Annotated in this window: 18 protein-coding genes; 7 read left to right on the top strand and 11 right to left on the bottom strand. The window is 61.0% G+C overall.

Features of this window, described 5'->3' with window-relative positions; translation table 11 throughout:
- Positions 1–91: 91 nt before the first annotated feature.
- Both RB614_RS00850 and RB614_RS00855 read right to left on the bottom strand, forming a co-directional pair.
- Positions 92–1,591 carry a CHAP domain-containing protein gene (locus RB614_RS00850; RefSeq protein WP_308710339.1) on the bottom strand — a complete coding sequence of 500 codons (1,500 nt, stop codon included), beginning with the start codon at positions 1,589–1,591 and terminating at the stop codon, positions 92–94.
- Between the two features lie 201 nt (positions 1,592–1,792).
- Positions 1,793–2,371 (bottom strand): hypothetical protein, encoded by a 579-nt coding sequence (locus tag RB614_RS00855; RefSeq protein ID WP_308710340.1) that lies wholly within the window; start codon positions 2,369–2,371, stop codon positions 1,793–1,795.
- Between the two features lie 268 nt (positions 2,372–2,639).
- Here RB614_RS00855 and RB614_RS00860 point away from each other — a divergent pair, with 268 nt between their 5' ends.
- The 3 genes from RB614_RS00860 (at position 2,640) to RB614_RS00870 (ending at position 5,898) form a co-directional block, all read left to right on the top strand.
- Entirely contained in the window at positions 2,640–3,218 is a 579-nt protein-coding gene (locus tag RB614_RS00860) for a hypothetical protein (RefSeq protein WP_308710341.1), read from the top strand.
- Between the two features lie 205 nt (positions 3,219–3,423).
- The gene (locus RB614_RS00865) at positions 3,424–4,356 is read left to right on the top strand and encodes a restriction endonuclease (protein WP_308710342.1); all 933 of its coding nucleotides are present in this window, start codon (positions 3,424–3,426) and stop codon (positions 4,354–4,356) included.
- Between the two features lie 15 nt (positions 4,357–4,371).
- Positions 4,372–5,898, top strand: a complete 1,527-nt coding sequence (locus tag RB614_RS00870; RefSeq protein WP_308710343.1) for an AlbA family DNA-binding domain-containing protein — start codon at positions 4,372–4,374, stop codon at positions 5,896–5,898.
- Positions 5,899–5,989: 91 nt separating this feature from the next.
- Here RB614_RS00870 and RB614_RS00875 read toward each other — a convergent pair whose 3' ends face one another.
- The 7 genes from RB614_RS00875 to RB614_RS00905 form a co-directional block, all read right to left on the bottom strand.
- A complete protein-coding gene (locus RB614_RS00875) occupies positions 5,990–6,301 on the bottom strand; it encodes a hypothetical protein (RefSeq protein ID WP_308710344.1) in 312 nt (103 codons plus the stop codon).
- An 88-nt stretch (positions 6,302–6,389) separates the two neighbouring features.
- Positions 6,390–6,920: a hypothetical protein gene (locus RB614_RS00880; RefSeq protein ID WP_308710345.1), complete on the bottom strand. Its 531-nt coding sequence runs from the start codon at positions 6,918–6,920 to the stop codon at positions 6,390–6,392.
- Between the two features lie 16 nt (positions 6,921–6,936).
- Positions 6,937–7,800, bottom strand: a complete 864-nt coding sequence (locus RB614_RS00885; RefSeq protein ID WP_308710346.1) for a helix-turn-helix domain-containing protein — start codon at positions 7,798–7,800, stop codon at positions 6,937–6,939.
- A 3-nt stretch (positions 7,801–7,803) separates the two neighbouring features.
- Positions 7,804–8,688: a DUF5753 domain-containing protein gene (locus RB614_RS00890; protein WP_308710347.1), complete on the bottom strand. Its 885-nt coding sequence runs from the start codon at positions 8,686–8,688 to the stop codon at positions 7,804–7,806.
- A gap of 167 nt (positions 8,689–8,855) precedes the next feature.
- Positions 8,856–9,704, bottom strand: coding sequence for a helix-turn-helix domain-containing protein (locus RB614_RS00895; RefSeq protein ID WP_308710348.1), 849 nt, complete (start codon positions 9,702–9,704; stop codon positions 8,856–8,858).
- On the bottom strand, positions 9,701–10,225 hold the full coding sequence (locus RB614_RS00900; protein ID WP_308710349.1) for a DUF6879 family protein: 525 nt from the start codon (positions 10,223–10,225) through the stop codon (positions 9,701–9,703). The genes RB614_RS00895 and RB614_RS00900 overlap by 4 nt, the downstream gene beginning before the upstream one ends.
- Before the next feature lie 2 nt (positions 10,226–10,227).
- Positions 10,228–10,428: a hypothetical protein gene (locus RB614_RS00905; protein ID WP_308710350.1), complete on the bottom strand. Its 201-nt coding sequence runs from the start codon at positions 10,426–10,428 to the stop codon at positions 10,228–10,230.
- Between the two features lie 204 nt (positions 10,429–10,632).
- On the opposite strand from RB614_RS00905, the gene RB614_RS00910 reads away from it, so the two are divergent.
- The gene (locus RB614_RS00910) at positions 10,633–11,556 is read left to right on the top strand and encodes a hypothetical protein (protein WP_308710351.1); all 924 of its coding nucleotides are present in this window, start codon (positions 10,633–10,635) and stop codon (positions 11,554–11,556) included.
- A gap of 13 nt (positions 11,557–11,569) precedes the next feature.
- Here RB614_RS00910 and RB614_RS00915 read toward each other — a convergent pair whose 3' ends face one another.
- Positions 11,570–12,571: a hypothetical protein gene (locus RB614_RS00915; RefSeq protein ID WP_308710352.1), complete on the bottom strand. Its 1,002-nt coding sequence runs from the start codon at positions 12,569–12,571 to the stop codon at positions 11,570–11,572.
- Positions 12,572–14,332: a hypothetical protein gene (locus RB614_RS00920; RefSeq protein WP_308710353.1), complete on the bottom strand. Its 1,761-nt coding sequence runs from the start codon at positions 14,330–14,332 to the stop codon at positions 12,572–12,574.
- Between the two features lie 74 nt (positions 14,333–14,406).
- On the opposite strand from RB614_RS00920, the gene RB614_RS00925 reads away from it, so the two are divergent.
- From RB614_RS00925 to RB614_RS00935, 3 genes are all read left to right on the top strand, one after another.
- Entirely contained in the window at positions 14,407–14,643 is a 237-nt protein-coding gene (locus RB614_RS00925; RefSeq protein ID WP_308710354.1) for a hypothetical protein, read from the top strand.
- Between the two features lie 190 nt (positions 14,644–14,833).
- Positions 14,834–15,139, top strand: a complete 306-nt coding sequence (locus RB614_RS00930; RefSeq protein ID WP_308710355.1) for a hypothetical protein — start codon at positions 14,834–14,836, stop codon at positions 15,137–15,139.
- A complete protein-coding gene (locus RB614_RS00935) occupies positions 15,140–15,379 on the top strand; it encodes a hypothetical protein (RefSeq protein ID WP_308710356.1) in 240 nt (79 codons plus the stop codon).
- Positions 15,380–15,486: the final 107 nt, after the last annotated feature.

Below are 15,486 nucleotides of genomic sequence, written 5' to 3' on the forward strand. Positions count from 1 at the left end.
CGGGCGAGACGTAGGCTTTGGCTACACCTAGCAGAGAGCTTGATAACTAGCTCGACCTTCGATCTCGGCCCTGAATAATGGCCTGGTCCGCCTACGGCAAATCTATGGCCAACGGCGTCACATTGGCAGGATCGCTGATAGCAGGATAGCCGGTGCGCGTTGTGTTGTGGTGAAGACCAAAGCCGGGGGTGCCATACCACAACGAGAGTTCAGTCTGGCCGGAGATGTGATTGCTCCGCACGAAACCAAGCTCGTCAACCTTGTCGCCGTTGATGTCGATGGCGATCGGTGTCACGTTTTCCGGGTCAGAGATTGCAGGATAACCAGTACGCGATGTCGCAAGCTCGGTTGTGTAGTGAGGAGCACCATGCCAGATAGATATCTCCGTTTGGCCTGAGCTGTGATTTGTGCGGACGAAGGCTAACTCGTCTTTCCCGTCACCGTTTACGTCCATGGCTAACGGTGTGACGTTCTGTGGGTCGCTAATCGCCGGATAACCGGTCCTGTCAGTGGAGTGATGAAGGTCGTAGTTCGGTGCTCCGTACCATAGGGAGATTTCGGTTCTACCGGACGGGTGATTCGTGCGAATGAAGGCTAACTCATCGACGTTATCTCCGTTGATGTCGATGGCCAATGGCGTAACGTTCTCCGGGTCCGTGATGGCTGGATAACCAGTTTGGGGTGCGGCCTTTAGCGTGGTGAAGTGAGGAGAGCCATCCCAGATCACCGCTTCCGTTCTGCCCGACCAGTGGTTGGTGCGGATGAAGGCAAGTTCGTCGATTCCGTCTCCATTGGTATCCAGAGCCAGAGGAGTTACGTTCTCGGGGTCGGATATGGCCGGGTAGCCCGTTTGAGGCGCAGCCCGTAGTGTCGTGTAGTCCGGAGCACCGTCCCAGATGACGGCTTCCGTCCGGCCTGACCAGTGGTTGGTGCGGATGAAGGCAAGTTCGTCAATTCTGGCAGGTGAGGCCCCGCCGTTGCCACCACCGCCGGAAGCACCAACGCCGGGAAGCTTGAGACTAAAATCCGATGGGTTTGTGCCGTTGACATCGATGAAGCTGCTGATCTCGCCGACTGGCTTCCACCTATCGCTTCTGAACTTGCCGTCAAGCCCTTGGTTGTACTCTGCTAGACGGACCTTTCCTGCGTTCGCTCCGGCCCCTATCTCCTCAACGAAAGCGACATGGCCGGGGGCTTTCCAGGGTTCTTTATCGTTACCTTCGAAGTGGGCGACGTCTCCTATCTCGGGCGTCTGGTCTACGGCCCAGCCCTTGCCGGGAGCGTTGTTATTCCATGTCGTGGCATTACCAAGGCCGTTTGGATTGACGCCAAATTCATAGTTGAGACGCCAAGCAGCATACGATGTACAGTTTCGAAAGTAGTAGTTCCAGGCATCATATTCGCCATATGTCTTGCTGTCCTTGACATATTTTTTGGTCATGCATCCCGATGCGTTGCTCGGACAAGTTTCGTAGCCGTAGTCGGACGTGCTTGCCTTAAGCTCGGTTGCATCATGCCAGGGATAATCGCCGGTGTTTGCATCGTAGGCGGCTGCCGGTGCCGGATCTACGGCCTCCGCTGTGGTGTACACGGCTGTAGCACCCGTAAGCGTAAGTAGTCCTGCTGCTGCGGCTCGTCCGAGTTTAGTGCGGAGCGCTGTAGCTCCATCTCGGACACGATCTAGCAGGGTGAGGTCCTGGGGTTGCTCCATAGTTGCTGCCTGGGTGAATTCCTTACTCATGTACTCCTTTCCGAGTCGCCTCCCAACCAGACGTACATTGCATATTGTGATTTACTGTACTTGCTGCAAGCTTTCAGCGGCTTTTGCGAGTTTCTCGATCTCACCAGCCAGACGGCTGAACTCCTCTTGGTCGGCCGAGAAGCAGGCGTCACGCATAGAAAAGACGTAGTACCACTGGTCTCCAATATGAGTCTCTGAGCTATAGCCTACAGCTAGTTCCTGGGAGATCTCGGTAGGTGGTTTCTGGGTTCGCTGCATGGAGACTACGCCGCCATACTTACCAGACTCACCTGGATCCGTCGTCTCCTGCAACTGGCAGTTGCTTCCGGGAAGCCTATCGATCTCACCGATTGCGAAGTTGGCGCTTTGCTCACCAGATGCAGACGTAAAGATCCCGTACTTTACATCACCTTTCAACTCCTCCGGCAACTCAAACCGTACGCCCCACTCGCTAATGACAAGATACTGGCCGCCTTCGGATGGGTCGGCTTGCTCCTCGCCCTGGCTACCTTGGTTGGTGTTCGTTGCCGAGTTGTTTGCGGGTTTGTCGTCCTTGTTCTTGTCCCAGACGTACCAGCCACCAAAGGCGACTGCCGCCACAACCACTACAATTGCAATGATGAGGCCCAAGTGAGCAAAGCCTCGTGAGGGGTTTGTTTTTTGCATGGATCGTTCCTGTGTTACTTGTTACGACAAATTATCCCGGAATGTCGAGCGATATTGCAAGTCTTTTGTCATTGCTAAAGATATAGCCACGCCCGCTTCTGTGGATTTCGAGCGCGAAAGTTCAGGATTACTTAATGATTCACGCGTCGTCCGGCAATCCGACTTGCACCGGACTGCGGCCTAGGTACGGTAGGCTGGCGGTCACACATTGGTGCCTTCCTTCCGCAAACGGATGGCGCAGCGGCTCCTCTCCGGGAGGGAGAGGAGCCGCGTTGTTCTCGCCGACCGTGACCGGCCACTAGGCTTTCCTGCCGTGGAAGCTACTGCGATCATCGCTGTCGCCGGTCTCGTGACGACTACGGCTTGCGCGCTGGGCGTTCCCTTCATCCAGGGCCGCCTCGCAGCGCAACGCGAGCGGGCGATGAGGCTCCGCGACGAGCGCCTGGTCGTCTATACCGATGCGATGTTCTACATGCGCGCCATACAGGGCCGCTTGGACGAGACCGTCGAAGATCCCGACCTCCAGCGGTCGTACACGTGGCCGGAGACTCCTCACCAGGATCTGACAACAGCGCGACTCCACCTCATCGCGCCCGAAGAGGTGATGCGGCGCTGGGACGAGCTGATACACGCCTGGGAAGTCATGACGTGGAACATGGAACAGGACGGTCCGGTCAACGAACGGGGCCAGTACCACGCCAGCGAAGACCAGGCGGACGTAAAGCGCGTTCGGCGGGCCATCGAAGGGCTAACCGTCGCACTACGTGAGGCCGCAGGTGCGGAAGCACGCGCCAGCCAGCCCTTACGGTGACTGGTTAGCGCCGCCATTTCGCACATCCGGTGATGCCCCCGACCACCAATTTGCCCTTGTCCACTTTGGGCGATTCGTACATAATCTGGGCTTGGAACGCTACGTGGCAACGGAGGAACGGCTTGTGCCGCTTACACTGAGTTGCCGCCCGGCAGTAGGAAGGCGCACGTCGCCGCGCGTTCCGCATGGCAGGAGTACCAACCCGATGAACCCACCCCGAACGATCAAGAGAATCGACCCCAACGCCTACAACGCCCTGGCGGACGCGTTGGCGGTGATCTTTTGGAACAAGCGCCCGCAGGAGCGCTACCTCCGCGGCCTGCTACGCGACTACCCGGAGCTGCTGGCCCGCCTCGACTTCAACGGCGAAACCAAGCGCGAGACCGCAGGGCGGCTTGTCGAGCTGCTCATGGCCAACGAAGCCAAGTACCAGGGCGTCGCTATCGCCCTCATGCTGTCAGTCGCCAAGATGGACAGCTTCCCGAACTTGGAGCAGCAGGAGGATAGCGAACAGATGCTGGCGGTGGCCCGAGCCGCCGTCGCCGAGCTGCGCAAGTGGACGAGCCGACACCAAGCCGTCGTCGAGGAGCACGAGAAGTACGCCACCGAGCTGGCCGCAGCCGCAGAGAAAGCCAACCGCAGCCGAGCACTGTCGGCCTCGCTCGCCGACCTCAAGGCGCTGTTCTTTGCCATGCACAGCCGCACCGACGCCCAGGCGCGCGGCAAGGAGTTCGAGGGGTTCATCAACCGGCTGTTCGGCCTCTACGACCTCAACCCGCGCGCCGCGTACAGCCTGGAGCGTGAGCAGATCGACGGCGCGTTCAGCTTCGAGACGGACGACTACATCCTGGAGGCCCGCTGGTGGAAGACGTCCATCGGGCGCGAGCACCTGGACGTGTTCAAGGCGAAGATCGCTCGCAAGGGCAAGAACGCGCTCGGCCTTTTCATCAGCGTCAACGGCTTCACGAAGGACGCGCTCGACGAGTACAGCGCGGCGACGCCCTTCATCACGATGGACGGCATGGACTTCACGGCCGTGCTTGAGGAGCGCGTGCGCCTCGATGACTTGCTGCGCCGGAAGAAGCGACACGCTAACGAGACGGGCAACTGCTACTTCCCGGCGTTTCAAATGTTCTGAGGAGTCACGAAACGTATGTCGGTGGTTGTCGAACCAGTCCTAACCATAGAAAAGCTCCGCGAAGTGCTGGCGGAAGGTCACGAGCAACAGGCGCTCGACTTCAAGCGGACGCTAGATCTAAACGAGCGCCGCGACATTGTAGAGCTTGTTAAGGACGTGGCGGCGATGCAGGCCGAAGCGTCAGGCGGTTACATCGTCGTGGGAGCAGATGACCACGGCAAGATAGTACCCGACCTCACGCCGACGCTCGCCGCGCTCTTTGACGAGGCAACCCTGCGCGCCAAGCTGAAGAAGTACGTCGCCGAGCCGTTCGACGTCCGCGCCGCAACGCACGACATCGGCGGCCAGATGGTCGTACTACTCTACATCGGCCCCAACCCGGAGGGCTGGTGCATCTTCACAGCGGACGGCGCCTACGAGAAACAGCCCGGCGCAAAGCCGACCACCGTGTTCCGTGTGGGCGAGGTCTTCGTACGCCGCGGTACAGCCAGTGTGCGGTGGGAAGACGCGGACCGGAAGCGGCTCGTGCAGCAAGTCGTGGCGCGTCAGAAGGAAGCATGGCGGGCCGAGTTCCGGACGAATCTTGCCGCTGTAGACGTAAACCTCAGTGCTCAACGACTCGAACAGTTGCCGTCGTCCGCTGTGACGTGGAAACTCGATGCAGCGGGATTCGATGAACTCGTGACTGAACTGATGCGGCGGAACGACGACATCCCATTGATTCGCATGTTGTCGCAGGCCCAAACAGACGCAGCCGAACTGGTTGGCGGCGATCTTGATGAGCTGAAAACGCTCCTTGATCGTGTGGCGGGTTTCTCCGCTATCGCGCTTGCGTACGAACGCCTCCGCTTCTTCGAGCGGGGCGTCGACACGTTCGTGAAGATATACGAACTTGGGGTAGACGATCATGGAATGCGGAGAGGTAACATCGACGCTCCACGTCTCTGGCTAGAAATTGCCGCGCGGATCTACGGGCTTGGCGGACTGGCGGTACGCAACCGAAACTGGCGGGCGGTGCGGTTCCTGGCAAATCGGAAACCGAGAGGGCATGACTTTGGCCACTATTCGAACTGGCTACGGCACGCTCAGGTAATGGCCTCGCGGGCAGAAATTCTTGACGATAAAGACAACCCAGGACTGATCGCTCGCACCCGCAATGTTGTGAGATCGCTCGCCGCCCTCCGCCCGGATGCGGTGCCGGACAGCGACGAAATCCTCGATAGCCTCTGCCAGTTTGACGCTCTAGCTGGCATTGTTGTGATCGGCGAACGCGGACGCATCAGTAGTGGAAGCTACTACACGAACTTCGCGCGGTACTTTTCGCGTCGCACGGAGCCAGCATTCTTGCTGCTCGTAAGTAACGCGGATGCACGTAAGACTCTGTTCGTCGGAGACGATCAGCTACTAGCGGACGCTATCCGGGAGATGAGTTACCGGGCAAACCGTGAAGGCTTCAACTATAACGGCTGGGACGGACTTGAGGACGAAACCGTTATTCGTTTCCTAGCTGATCACCCGACGACACAAGACGAAGAGCAGTGATTAGCGTCCCCGACGATCGGTTGTCCGCAAACAGAAAGAGTAATGCAGCTCCCGTGGCAATGCCTGGGAGCTGCATTCTTTTGCTTGGGCCTCAGGCGCTGGCTCCCTCGCAGTCGAGCGCCAACGCCTTCCCGCTGAGCGTGCGGAGGCATAGCTTCCCCGAGCGCTCCAGCTGTTCAAGGTGCCGGTGTGGGTGGTTGCGTACCTCCTCGTCGACGCCTGCCATCGCCTCCTCGATCACGAAGGCATCTACGAGAAACGGCGAGGCGAGCGCGAGGCCCGCCTCAACGACGGCGTACGGCACGGCTTCGCCGCTACCGCTCCACGTCGCTCGGATGTGGTTCGCGACAACGGTGGCCGCAGTCATGCGTAGGTCCCGTACGTAGGGAACTGTCTTGGACATGGACCGACCCTCTCGGAGAAGCAGCGTTGGTCCAAGACCACCAGCGCAACTTTCTCGCCCGCCCCAGAGGACCGTATCGGTCAGGCAGTCAGCGAAGCCCGGCCGGTTGGAGGTGGAGGTCGAGCAGGGCGCTCAGAACCTCGCCATCGCGTACCCGCGGTGCCAGACGCCGAGCCTGTAATAGCAGGTTCGCAACGACCAGATCAGGTTCGTGGAGCGGCACGTCGAGGACGGTGTGCCTGCGTATCCAGGCCGAGACCTCAGTCCACGAATAGAACTTCGTCTCGCGACCGGGGTTCAGCGGCGGAGGGAACCCGCCCGGCCCCTGCTTGCCTATCGCCCAGAGCCGGACGGCTTCCCTGGAGCGGCCGACCCTCTCCCCGATGTGGGCGAGTGTGACCCAATCGCCGTCGTACACCCGGATCGGCGGGAGGTCGGCTGCCTCCAGGTCGCGGATAGCGGAGGCGACTGCCTCAGCGAGCGTGCCTGCCTCCCGCTGCACCGTGACCTCACGCTGGTCCGGGTTGAGGTAGATGTCCTGGTGTTCGGCGACCAGGGCCGCGGCTCGCCGCTTGTCGGGTAGGCGCTCCAGGAGCAACGCGAAGTGATGCAGGCCCATGACACTCCTCCTTCGCTCAGGCGAGCGCTTCGTCGGCGATCAGCTTCAACGAGTCCTCGGTGTCGAGCGCAATCCCGCTGATGTGCTCGAACGCCTCCCGATAGTTCTCCGCCGCGTGTGCTTCGAGGGCAAGCCGTCCGCCGAGGTGTTCCAGGAGTACGACGGGCGGATAGGGGCGCTCCATCTCGCAGAGCGTGAAGGTGCCGTACATGCCCGCGTGCCAGTTCGCCGGCGGGACCAGCCGCACCTTGACGTGCGGGCGCTCGACGACACGGACCAAGTGCTCCAACTGCTGCCGCAGCACGGCACGCCCCCCGATGGGCTTGCGGAGTACGTGTTCCTCCATGAAGACCGTCAGCCGCTTCTCCGGCTTGTCGTCCAGCACACGCTGCCGGTCAAGACATTGCTGCACCAGGCTGTCCACCTTGGACGGATGTGCCTGTGGACCGCTCGTTGCCCGGATGACTGCCTCGGCGTAATCTCGCGTCCACAGCAAGGGCGGGATGAACATCGCAGCGTAGACACGCAGCTCGACAGCGCGCTCTTGGAGCCACCAGTGGTTCACCACCGTCAGGCTCGCTGCTCCGGTATGTCCGTCCTGCTCCCACTGGTCGATGCGCCAGGCATCCTGCGCCAGGGTCAGGAGCTTCTGCCGCTCGGATTCGTCAAAGACGCCGTACACATCAAGCAGCGCCATGACGTGATCGCGCCGGAACGGCCACTCTGCACGCTCGTACCGCGCGAGCGTCGAGAACTCGACGCCCAGGTATGCAGCGACGTACTTCAGCGTCAAACCGCGTTCGTCGCGCAACTCGCGCATCCCCGTGCCCAGCAGCCGAGCACGCATCGTCTGGACGAACTGCTCCCGTTTGGTTGGCACCGTTTACTCCTCTCGTTTGGGTGAACGCTCGGCGGCCTCGGCGATTACGGCAGCGGATGCTGCCGAGTCCAGTGCCGCCTGCGACAACTGCTCGAAGGCTTGGCCGTACTGTGCGGCACACCGCTCCTCGTGGATGGTCGGATCGGTCAGGCCGTGGACCGTGGCCACAGAGCCGCGAGGCTGCCCCAGATCGAAGACGGCGAAGGAGGTATCCATCCCCGGCAGATACGACGCGCTTGCGGGCAGCACCTGGAGCGAGATGTGCGGCCACGTGGAACGCTCGGCCAGGAGATGAAGCTGCCGACGAAGAACTCCGGCAACACGACCTGGTGGCCGGTGGAGCGCTGCTTCTGCGACCACAGCGCGAATCGTGGCCTGCGGTGAACCGCTCAGCACCCGCTGCCGCTCCTCGCATGCCCACCCCCACCAGGCCGCCTCACGTGGGAAGGCCGTGGGGCCGATGCGCTGCTGGGCAACAGCCTCGGCGTAGTCGGGGAGCTGCAACAGATCCGGAACCAGCGTGGCGCTGTAGCACCGGATGAATCTGGCCTGCGACTCCAACCAGAGGAAATCGAGCATGGCGGGCGTTAGCAGCGGCGCGTCGACGTGGTTCTCCCAGCGGTGCAAGTGCCGCACGTCGCGCGCCAGCTCCAGGAGCAAGTCGCGTTCTTCCTTGTCACAGACGCCGTACAGCTCCAGCACCGCAGCGACCTGGCTCACCTGGAGCAGATGGGCTCCTTGTTCCGCAGCCTTGATCTCGGCATAGGGCACGCCGAGTGTGCGCTCGACGTACCGCAGCGTAAACCCGTGATCTTCGCGTGACGCCCGCAAGTGGCGGCCCAGCCAGCGTGAGCGAAGCGACGGTTCAGCAGTTCGCAGCGTGGTCACATGTCTCCCTACGTGGACGCCCAGCCGGACGGAGGCTCGTGTCACGTCCGGCCGGGGTCTTCCCGGTGCGCCAAGGGGCCGGGTCATCGCTGTTGGGGGACGGCGGACACGTACCCTGGCGGCTCCAACCATCGGGGAGAGCAGACGCGATTGGGAACGAAGTTGCTCTAGATTTCTTCTAGATCATTTAAAGCTGCCTCGATCAGCGACCGGGCACCTTCGCCGCGTTCCGCCAGATGCAAGAGACGGTCGAAAGCCGAGGCATAGGTTGCGATCTCGTGGTGCTGGTTCAGCGTGAGTTCCGCTGTGTAGGTCGCTACGGTGACAAACCGGTTGTCGTACAAGGTGAAGGCGTTGTTCCGCGGCACGGTGTACGGCGCGGCAAGCGGCACGACGCCGAGCGTCACCCGTGGCATCCGGGAGACTTCTAGCAGGCGTTGGAGCTGGTCGCGCATAACACCTGCGTCCGTCACGAACGTATAGAGAGCCGCCTGCCCAAGGAGTAGCAGGAAGCGTCGGTCGCCGTGCGTCAGCACGCGCTGGGCGTCGATCCTCGCTCGTACGCCATCCTCAACGTCATCCGGAACCCCATGGAAATCAACGACCGTGCGAAGGATGCCGCGGGCGTAGTCCGGTGTCTGTGCCAGGCCGGGAACGACGGCTGGTTCCCATATGCGAAAGAGGGTCGTCTTCTCGTAGGCGTCGACGGCTGCCTGCTGCCGGAGCTTCGTGCCGGATCTCAGCGATCGTCGCCAGTCGACCATCTGCGCGTCGACCGTCCGAAGCGCGGCGATCAGGTCCGAGATCTCGCTTGGGAATCCGCAGGCGATGCACCAGTCCCGGACATCAGACTCTGAAGGCGTCTGCCTGCCGTACTCGATTTTGGTGACCTTGGACGGAGGCCAGCTACAGGCGGAAGCGAGCTGGCGGCCCGTCAAGCCAGCATCGCGGCGCAGGTCTCGCAGCCGGACACCGAGCGCCTCGACGGCCAGACGTCCAAGCCCTCCAGCACTCACGAGTACGCTGCGGCGAAGTCTTCGAGCGGGATCGCTTGCTGCCAGGCCAGATCGCGCCACATGAGGTGCTGGTCGACCACGCCCTGGTCCTCGACGACCTCGGCCTCTCGGAAGGTGTCGTCGTCGTAGAAGTGCAGATGTACGAGTACGCGGGAGTCGAACAGCCAAGCGTCCAGGGGCGCGAGGCTCAGCGCCCTGGCAGCCTCCCGCGTCAGGTATCGAATTTCCTCGCCCGCCCGGACGCTGAGGCGGCCAATGCCGATGCTGTACCGGTTGTAGTCGCTGAGCGGGACCGACACGATGCGGACACGACGCCACGTCTTCCCAACGGCTACGTCGCGCGACAGCATCTCCATCCAGCCGCGGTGCCAGGCATGGTCGTCTGGCTCACCGGCGAGGTATTTCTGGAACGGCGTCTTCCCGACCGTACTGATGTAGCGGTCGCGAGTCTCGAACCGGAAGGCGCTCGCTGAGAAGCTGCCGAAGAACTTGCCCAGGTCGGCCTCAGTCAACAACGCCAAGATCAGTCCTCACGGGGGAAGAACCGCAGCAGCTCTCGCGGGATCTCGATGATCACTTCGTCCGAGCCGAGGTTGACGCTATCGCCAAGGGCTTCGTCGTCAGTGACAAGTTTGCCTTGCACGGCGAGCGTGCCGTGATCCGTCTCGTAGACCGCCGGACAGGTGCCCTGCTCGCTGCTCGTCCCCAGGAACCGCAATCGCATGATCGCTCCCCACGTCACGTTGCTCCAGATTTCTCGTCATCGTCCCGGCTGGGGTCTACTCCCGTCAAGAGCGCCTCAGGAAGGCGTAGACGATCCTGCTGGCCGCGAACTCCGAGATTGTGACCAGCTCCCGCCCGAACGCGCGTTCGGGCGGATCGGCGCGTCACGAAGGTCGCTCGCGTCCGCAGTGGCAGACTCCCCGGCGTGAAGCGACCTACCCCCGGCTGGCACTGGCTTCGGTGGGGCATCGAGGGCCTCCTGACGGTTGGTGCCTTCTGGCTGGCATACGTTCCTCTCGAAGGCCGTCCGGAGCAGTTGTCGTTGGCTCTGACCGCCATGGCAGCCGTCAGCTACACCGCCCTGAACTTCGAGACGATGTTGCAGGGACGCCGCCAGGTGCATGGGCTCGCGGAGCAGATCGCCATACAGCGAGACGAGCTGGAACACAGCAGGACTGCGCTGGAACAGCAGGCCGAGGAGACTGTGAAACAGAGGCATCTGGCCGAGGAAGCGCGCGAGGCAGCCCACCGTACGTTCTTGGAGACCGTCTACACCCGCTATGACGCCTCGGCACCAAACGTCTCGGTGTCGATTCCGGAACGGTACCTCTACCGCCATCTTGAAACCGCCGACGGCAAGATGATATCCGACGAACCGACCTTTATCGAGCGTGACGACCTCGAAGACATCAGGCTGAGCATCATCGTGACAATCAACTTCGACAACTTCGGCCCAAATGCTGTCCTTGTAACAAACCTCAAAAAGACGAGCGGCTGGTTCGTTGATAGTAGCGGCGACCCTTTGCCGGATGTCTGGTTACTCAGGCCATCCTACGATTCGCAGCGCCCGAACTTCCGGTGGCGCTACGAGGGGACAATTGGACACTTGCTCGCCGTCATGGGCCAAGCACCACCGTTTGGCGTTCAGTGTGTCTTTGAAGTCCGCGATCTCGTCGGCAATGTGACTGACACCCACACCCTCGATTTCAGTTTCACGGCGGTTGAGAAAGACGGTTCACGAGCCAAGCTCCCACCACACCCGGCACCGATCCTCTTGAAGGATCTGGGACTCCGCGACACGGGTGGCGTCGCCAAGGTAGAAAGGAAGTACCGCGATCCGATGACGTAGGCGGATCGCGGTACTAAAATGGCGGCGGATCATCGAAGGATGGAGCTGGAGCGGGCCATTGCCAGGCTGCGCTCGGTAGAGGCAGGTTCGTAACGACGAACAGATTAAGAATGTCGTTGCGATCCATGAAGAGAATCTGGCTGCGCTTGGACGCATCGAGCTTGTTGCCGAGCCAGTTCCGGGCGGCCTTCGTGATCTCCCCGCCCGCGACAATGAAGGCGTGGTCAACCAGGACTCTCTTGCCAATCTCAGGGTCGAAGATTTCATGGCCGAGCATCATGAGCACTTGGTTGTGAATCTCGGCAACGTTGGCGTTTCCGCCCTTCGTGACGCCTGACGAGTCGAGCTTGCCCTTCTTGGCTTGTATCCCGAAGTACAGCACGTGCTGCGTCGGCAGCGTGTACCGCATCCAGACGTCCTTGCCGTACTCCAGCGCTTTGTCCTTGTGACCGGCCGCGGTGATCCGGTGGAAGCCGAGCTGCCGGAACAGTGGCAGTAGGACTTCCTCGATCAGCTCGTCTTCTGAGCAGGTTTCCAGGTACGCCACCAGTTGGTCGCGTCGCTCCAGCTCGGCGGCAGAGAAGGGCCGATGCGGGTTCGGCGTCGGAGCAGCGACCGTGTTCGTGGCGATGTGCCGGAGGTAGCACTTCTTGTCAGTCGCGTAGAAGGCTTCGAAGCCTTCGCGGGCAAGGACGGTGTTGAGTTGGCCTAGCGCGCCTTGACGCCGCTCGTCTTCGTTGAGCGCGTCCGTTGGGTCCATGAGCCGCACGATGACACGCGCGAACGTGTCGGATGGAGTAGTCGGATTCGACCAAGGCTCGTCCAGGATCTTTTCGAGCGTGTCCGCCACCCAGTGTTGACGCGTAGAGCCGTCATGTTGGTAGTCGGTCTCGATCTCCCAGAAAAACTCCGTCAGATACTTGCTGCTCCGGTATACGAAGAAGCTCTCGTCCGTCGGGGCGTTACCGCAGATTAGATCGGCGAGCTGCATCACGGTGCGTCTCTTGAACCTCATCTAGTCACCTCCCAAGAGACCCCGGTATCGCCGAAAGTCCTCATCGCCGCGCAGCAGCTCTATGAGCCGTCCAATGTACATCAAGCCAGCAGCACCCATGTCGATGGTCTCACCTGAGACGTTCTCAACAAAATACCGCATCTTAGCCGGACTGGCAGACCGCATAGCGTCGCCAAGCACGTCCACGGCGGCAATCTGTCGCTTGGTTTCCAGTTCGGCCCAAACGAGCGCCCCCTGTGCAGCGACAGCCTCAGGGCTGTCCTTGCCGAACTCTTTGGCCGCCTCCGCAGCTTTCTGCTCCAACGCCTTCTGCGCCTCGACTGACCTGTCAAGCCGTTCTCGCATATGGTTGGTTAGAATGCGAATAGACGTGAGGTTGGCGGCAGCCAACTGGCTGGGATGGGTATGTTCCAAGACGCCGCGCATCCAAGCGTCAATTTCGCTGTTGGATATTAGATTTGCGCCATGCCCGACGATCTGGCCATCCCGGTTACGTCGAACGCTTGCGCCGGTAGCCTGCTGGAGACCCGGTATGACGTTGCCTTCCTCATCTATGACCCGGCCTTGAAGGGTGTTGTCTTCGCCTATCAGTACTCGCCGCATCCTGTCCACCGACAGAGCGATCTGTTCAGTCATGAGGTTCGGGTCATGGCCGGATATGTCCGGCCGTAGAACATTGCTTCGTAAGATGGACACAACCTCGTTAACCGACATCTCTCCTGAACAGACCGCCTCCGTCGCCTCCTGCGTTAGCTGGCGATACATATTGCGCGCGCCGTCTTCCGTGTCGATGTCAAAGTCGCTGTAGGCGGTCGGTGAAGACCAACGAGCACGCCGAGCAGCATTACGCATTTTCGCCGTGCCCATCCGTGCATCAGCCATCCGCTTCAAGTCCGCCAAGGCGCTGCGGGCTCGGTGGCTGATCTGCTTGGGCGTACGACCCGCACTTACTCCTACGTGCGCTGTGTATTCCAGGATGAACTTCACCTTGTGCATGCCCCGACGCATCGCAAGCGAGACCGCGAGATCATCGACGGTAGGGACAAACACTGGCACTTCGGCCTGGCGTATTGGAGCCGAGTAGGCCCTCAGTTCGTCAACAGTGACGTCGGGACTTGTGGGAGGCAGGTCCGCGGGTGACGCGTCCGGTTCGGAAGGGGCGTCGGCCGCAGGTGCGGACTCCGGTTCCGTGGCACCTAGCTGGGACGAGGTCAAGTTGTTGGTAGGCAGGTCACCGTCTTCGGACCTAATCGGCTTGTAGTCGCCATGTGTTAGCATCTCTGCAATCTGAGAGATGGCATCGTCAAAGTCGCGTTGGCTTGTTCTGACAGCGACCTTCAGAGGTCCGCGTTTCGGGTCGGCCAGCCATTCGCGGCGCTGGGTCAGGCTCATGTCTTGCAGCCCAAGGTCATCGCGAAGTGCGTTGAAGTACGCAAGGACGACTCTTTGATACTGCACGGCTCGCTGCTCAAGTGCTAGGGGCTGCTTGCTTTGTCGCGGGACCAGTTGCGCAACGAGGGCATAAATACTTGCCCGAATAGTTTGACGGGCAGCTTCCGCCCCGCGATCAGGATTGATGCTCCACAACAACTTCAGGTCAGCCAGGTGGCCGTTCAGAAACTCTAATAAGTTTGGTCGGCAGATGCCCTGATCTCGCGATAACAGTTGCAGGCATTGCCGAAGCTTCGACTGTTCATGCGCAACCTGTTGTTCTGTCATTTCACCTGCCCGCAAGGAAGCCGATATGTCCGTGCCGGGCATCATACGACAGTCGGATGATCTTGACCTATATGTACAAAAATGTTATAAGTAGTACGATTAACTAGGTACATCCAATGAGTGAAGATTTCCCCGGTAACAACGAGCCGTTTACACCAGATCCTGCTGATGTATGGCTCAATGAAATATTGACCAACGAGGACGCCCTTACGGCGGAGCTGAACGAGATGGTTCTGGGCCGGGAGGGACTGAGATTGATCCGCGAGGCAGAAGCACAAGGTGCAGCAGAACTCGCTGAGGATGCACAGGGGGAGACGCAGCCTCCCGGGGGTGGACCTGAGCAAGCAGGATAGCCCGGATCGTCCGACGTAGCCGCCTAGGTGGCTGACCGGTCCCTCCCGTTAGTACTGGCCACATCCGCCCTGACCTGCACGGTTGGCCTGGCCACTGGCCAAATTTGGGTATCTGGATGTCCAATCCCTCACGCTGCTCTCATCGGCGAAGTCCAGTCCAATCCCTTCCACAGATGGGAGAGCTGCATCAATGCACGAACCTCAAGCCGTCGCCCGTTCCAGCGGCGTCGTCTACCGCTCAGGCAGCCCGCCGTCTGTTCGGCGAACTGAACGCGATGTCGAGCGGGCTGTTCACCATGAACATGGCCGCGCTGTCGTGGCGGCGGCACGCGTTAATGCTGCTGGCTACGTCACCCGTACTGCACTCCTCAATGCGGCTCTGCTCAGCCGCGAGGAGGAGCAGCTCATCCAGCTTGCGCCGCAAGGAGAATTCAGATACCGAGCGATCTTGGAGGCGTACACCATGGTCGCCGTCAACATCGTGGGTGGGATGTAGATGGACATCCTCGCCTTCCTGCTGGTGACGGCACTGGTCTTCGGCGGCGGCGTGGTCTTCGGCTTGGCTGTCGCCGAGGAGTCCGGCGGAGTCGGTGAGCACCTGACGGTTCGGGATGCCACGGTGCGCGCCGACATGGACGCGCTCGCGCAGCTGCAACAGCTCAACACGGCCTTCGTCGCTGCTCGTGACGCAATGTGGGAAGAAGCAGCTCGGCACTCCAGCCCGGAAGTCCGGTGACGACATGCAGCCGATGAATTGGCGGCAGCGTGCTCTCGGCGGGCTAGTGCTGCTGTTGGCTATCGCGCTGGGTGCGCGAGTTGCTGCCGAACTGCTCGCACCATTGG

This window comes from Phytohabitans maris, from assembly GCF_031085175.1.
GTDB classification, from domain to species: domain Bacteria; phylum Actinomycetota; class Actinomycetes; order Mycobacteriales; family Micromonosporaceae; genus Phytohabitans; species Phytohabitans maris.

Bases quoted from the DNA above. Each gene is read 5' to 3' on its own strand.
- RB614_RS00860 (WP_308710341.1), top strand. From the start codon at position 2,640: ATGGCGCAGCGGCTCCTCTCCGGGAGGGAGAGGAGCCGCGTTGTTCTC.
- RB614_RS00865 (WP_308710342.1), top strand. From the start codon at position 3,424: ATGAACCCACCCCGAACGATCAAGAGAATCGACCCCAACGCCTACAAC.
- RB614_RS00870 (WP_308710343.1), top strand. From the start codon at position 4,372: ATGTCGGTGGTTGTCGAACCAGTCCTAACCATAGAAAAGCTCCGCGAA.
- RB614_RS00875 (WP_308710344.1), bottom strand. From the start codon at position 6,301: ATGTCCAAGACAGTTCCCTACGTACGGGACCTACGCATGACTGCGGCC.
- RB614_RS00880 (WP_308710345.1), bottom strand. From the start codon at position 6,920: ATGGGCCTGCATCACTTCGCGTTGCTCCTGGAGCGCCTACCCGACAAG.
- RB614_RS00905 (WP_308710350.1), bottom strand. From the start codon at position 10,428: ATGCGATTGCGGTTCCTGGGGACGAGCAGCGAGCAGGGCACCTGTCCG.
- RB614_RS00915 (WP_308710352.1), bottom strand. From the start codon at position 12,571: ATGAGGTTCAAGAGACGCACCGTGATGCAGCTCGCCGATCTAATCTGC.
- RB614_RS00920 (WP_308710353.1), bottom strand. From the start codon at position 14,332: ATGCCCGGCACGGACATATCGGCTTCCTTGCGGGCAGGTGAAATGACA.
- RB614_RS00925 (WP_308710354.1), top strand. From the start codon at position 14,407: ATGAGTGAAGATTTCCCCGGTAACAACGAGCCGTTTACACCAGATCCT.
- RB614_RS00930 (WP_308710355.1), top strand. From the start codon at position 14,834: ATGCACGAACCTCAAGCCGTCGCCCGTTCCAGCGGCGTCGTCTACCGC.
- RB614_RS00935 (WP_308710356.1), top strand. From the start codon at position 15,140: ATGGACATCCTCGCCTTCCTGCTGGTGACGGCACTGGTCTTCGGCGGC.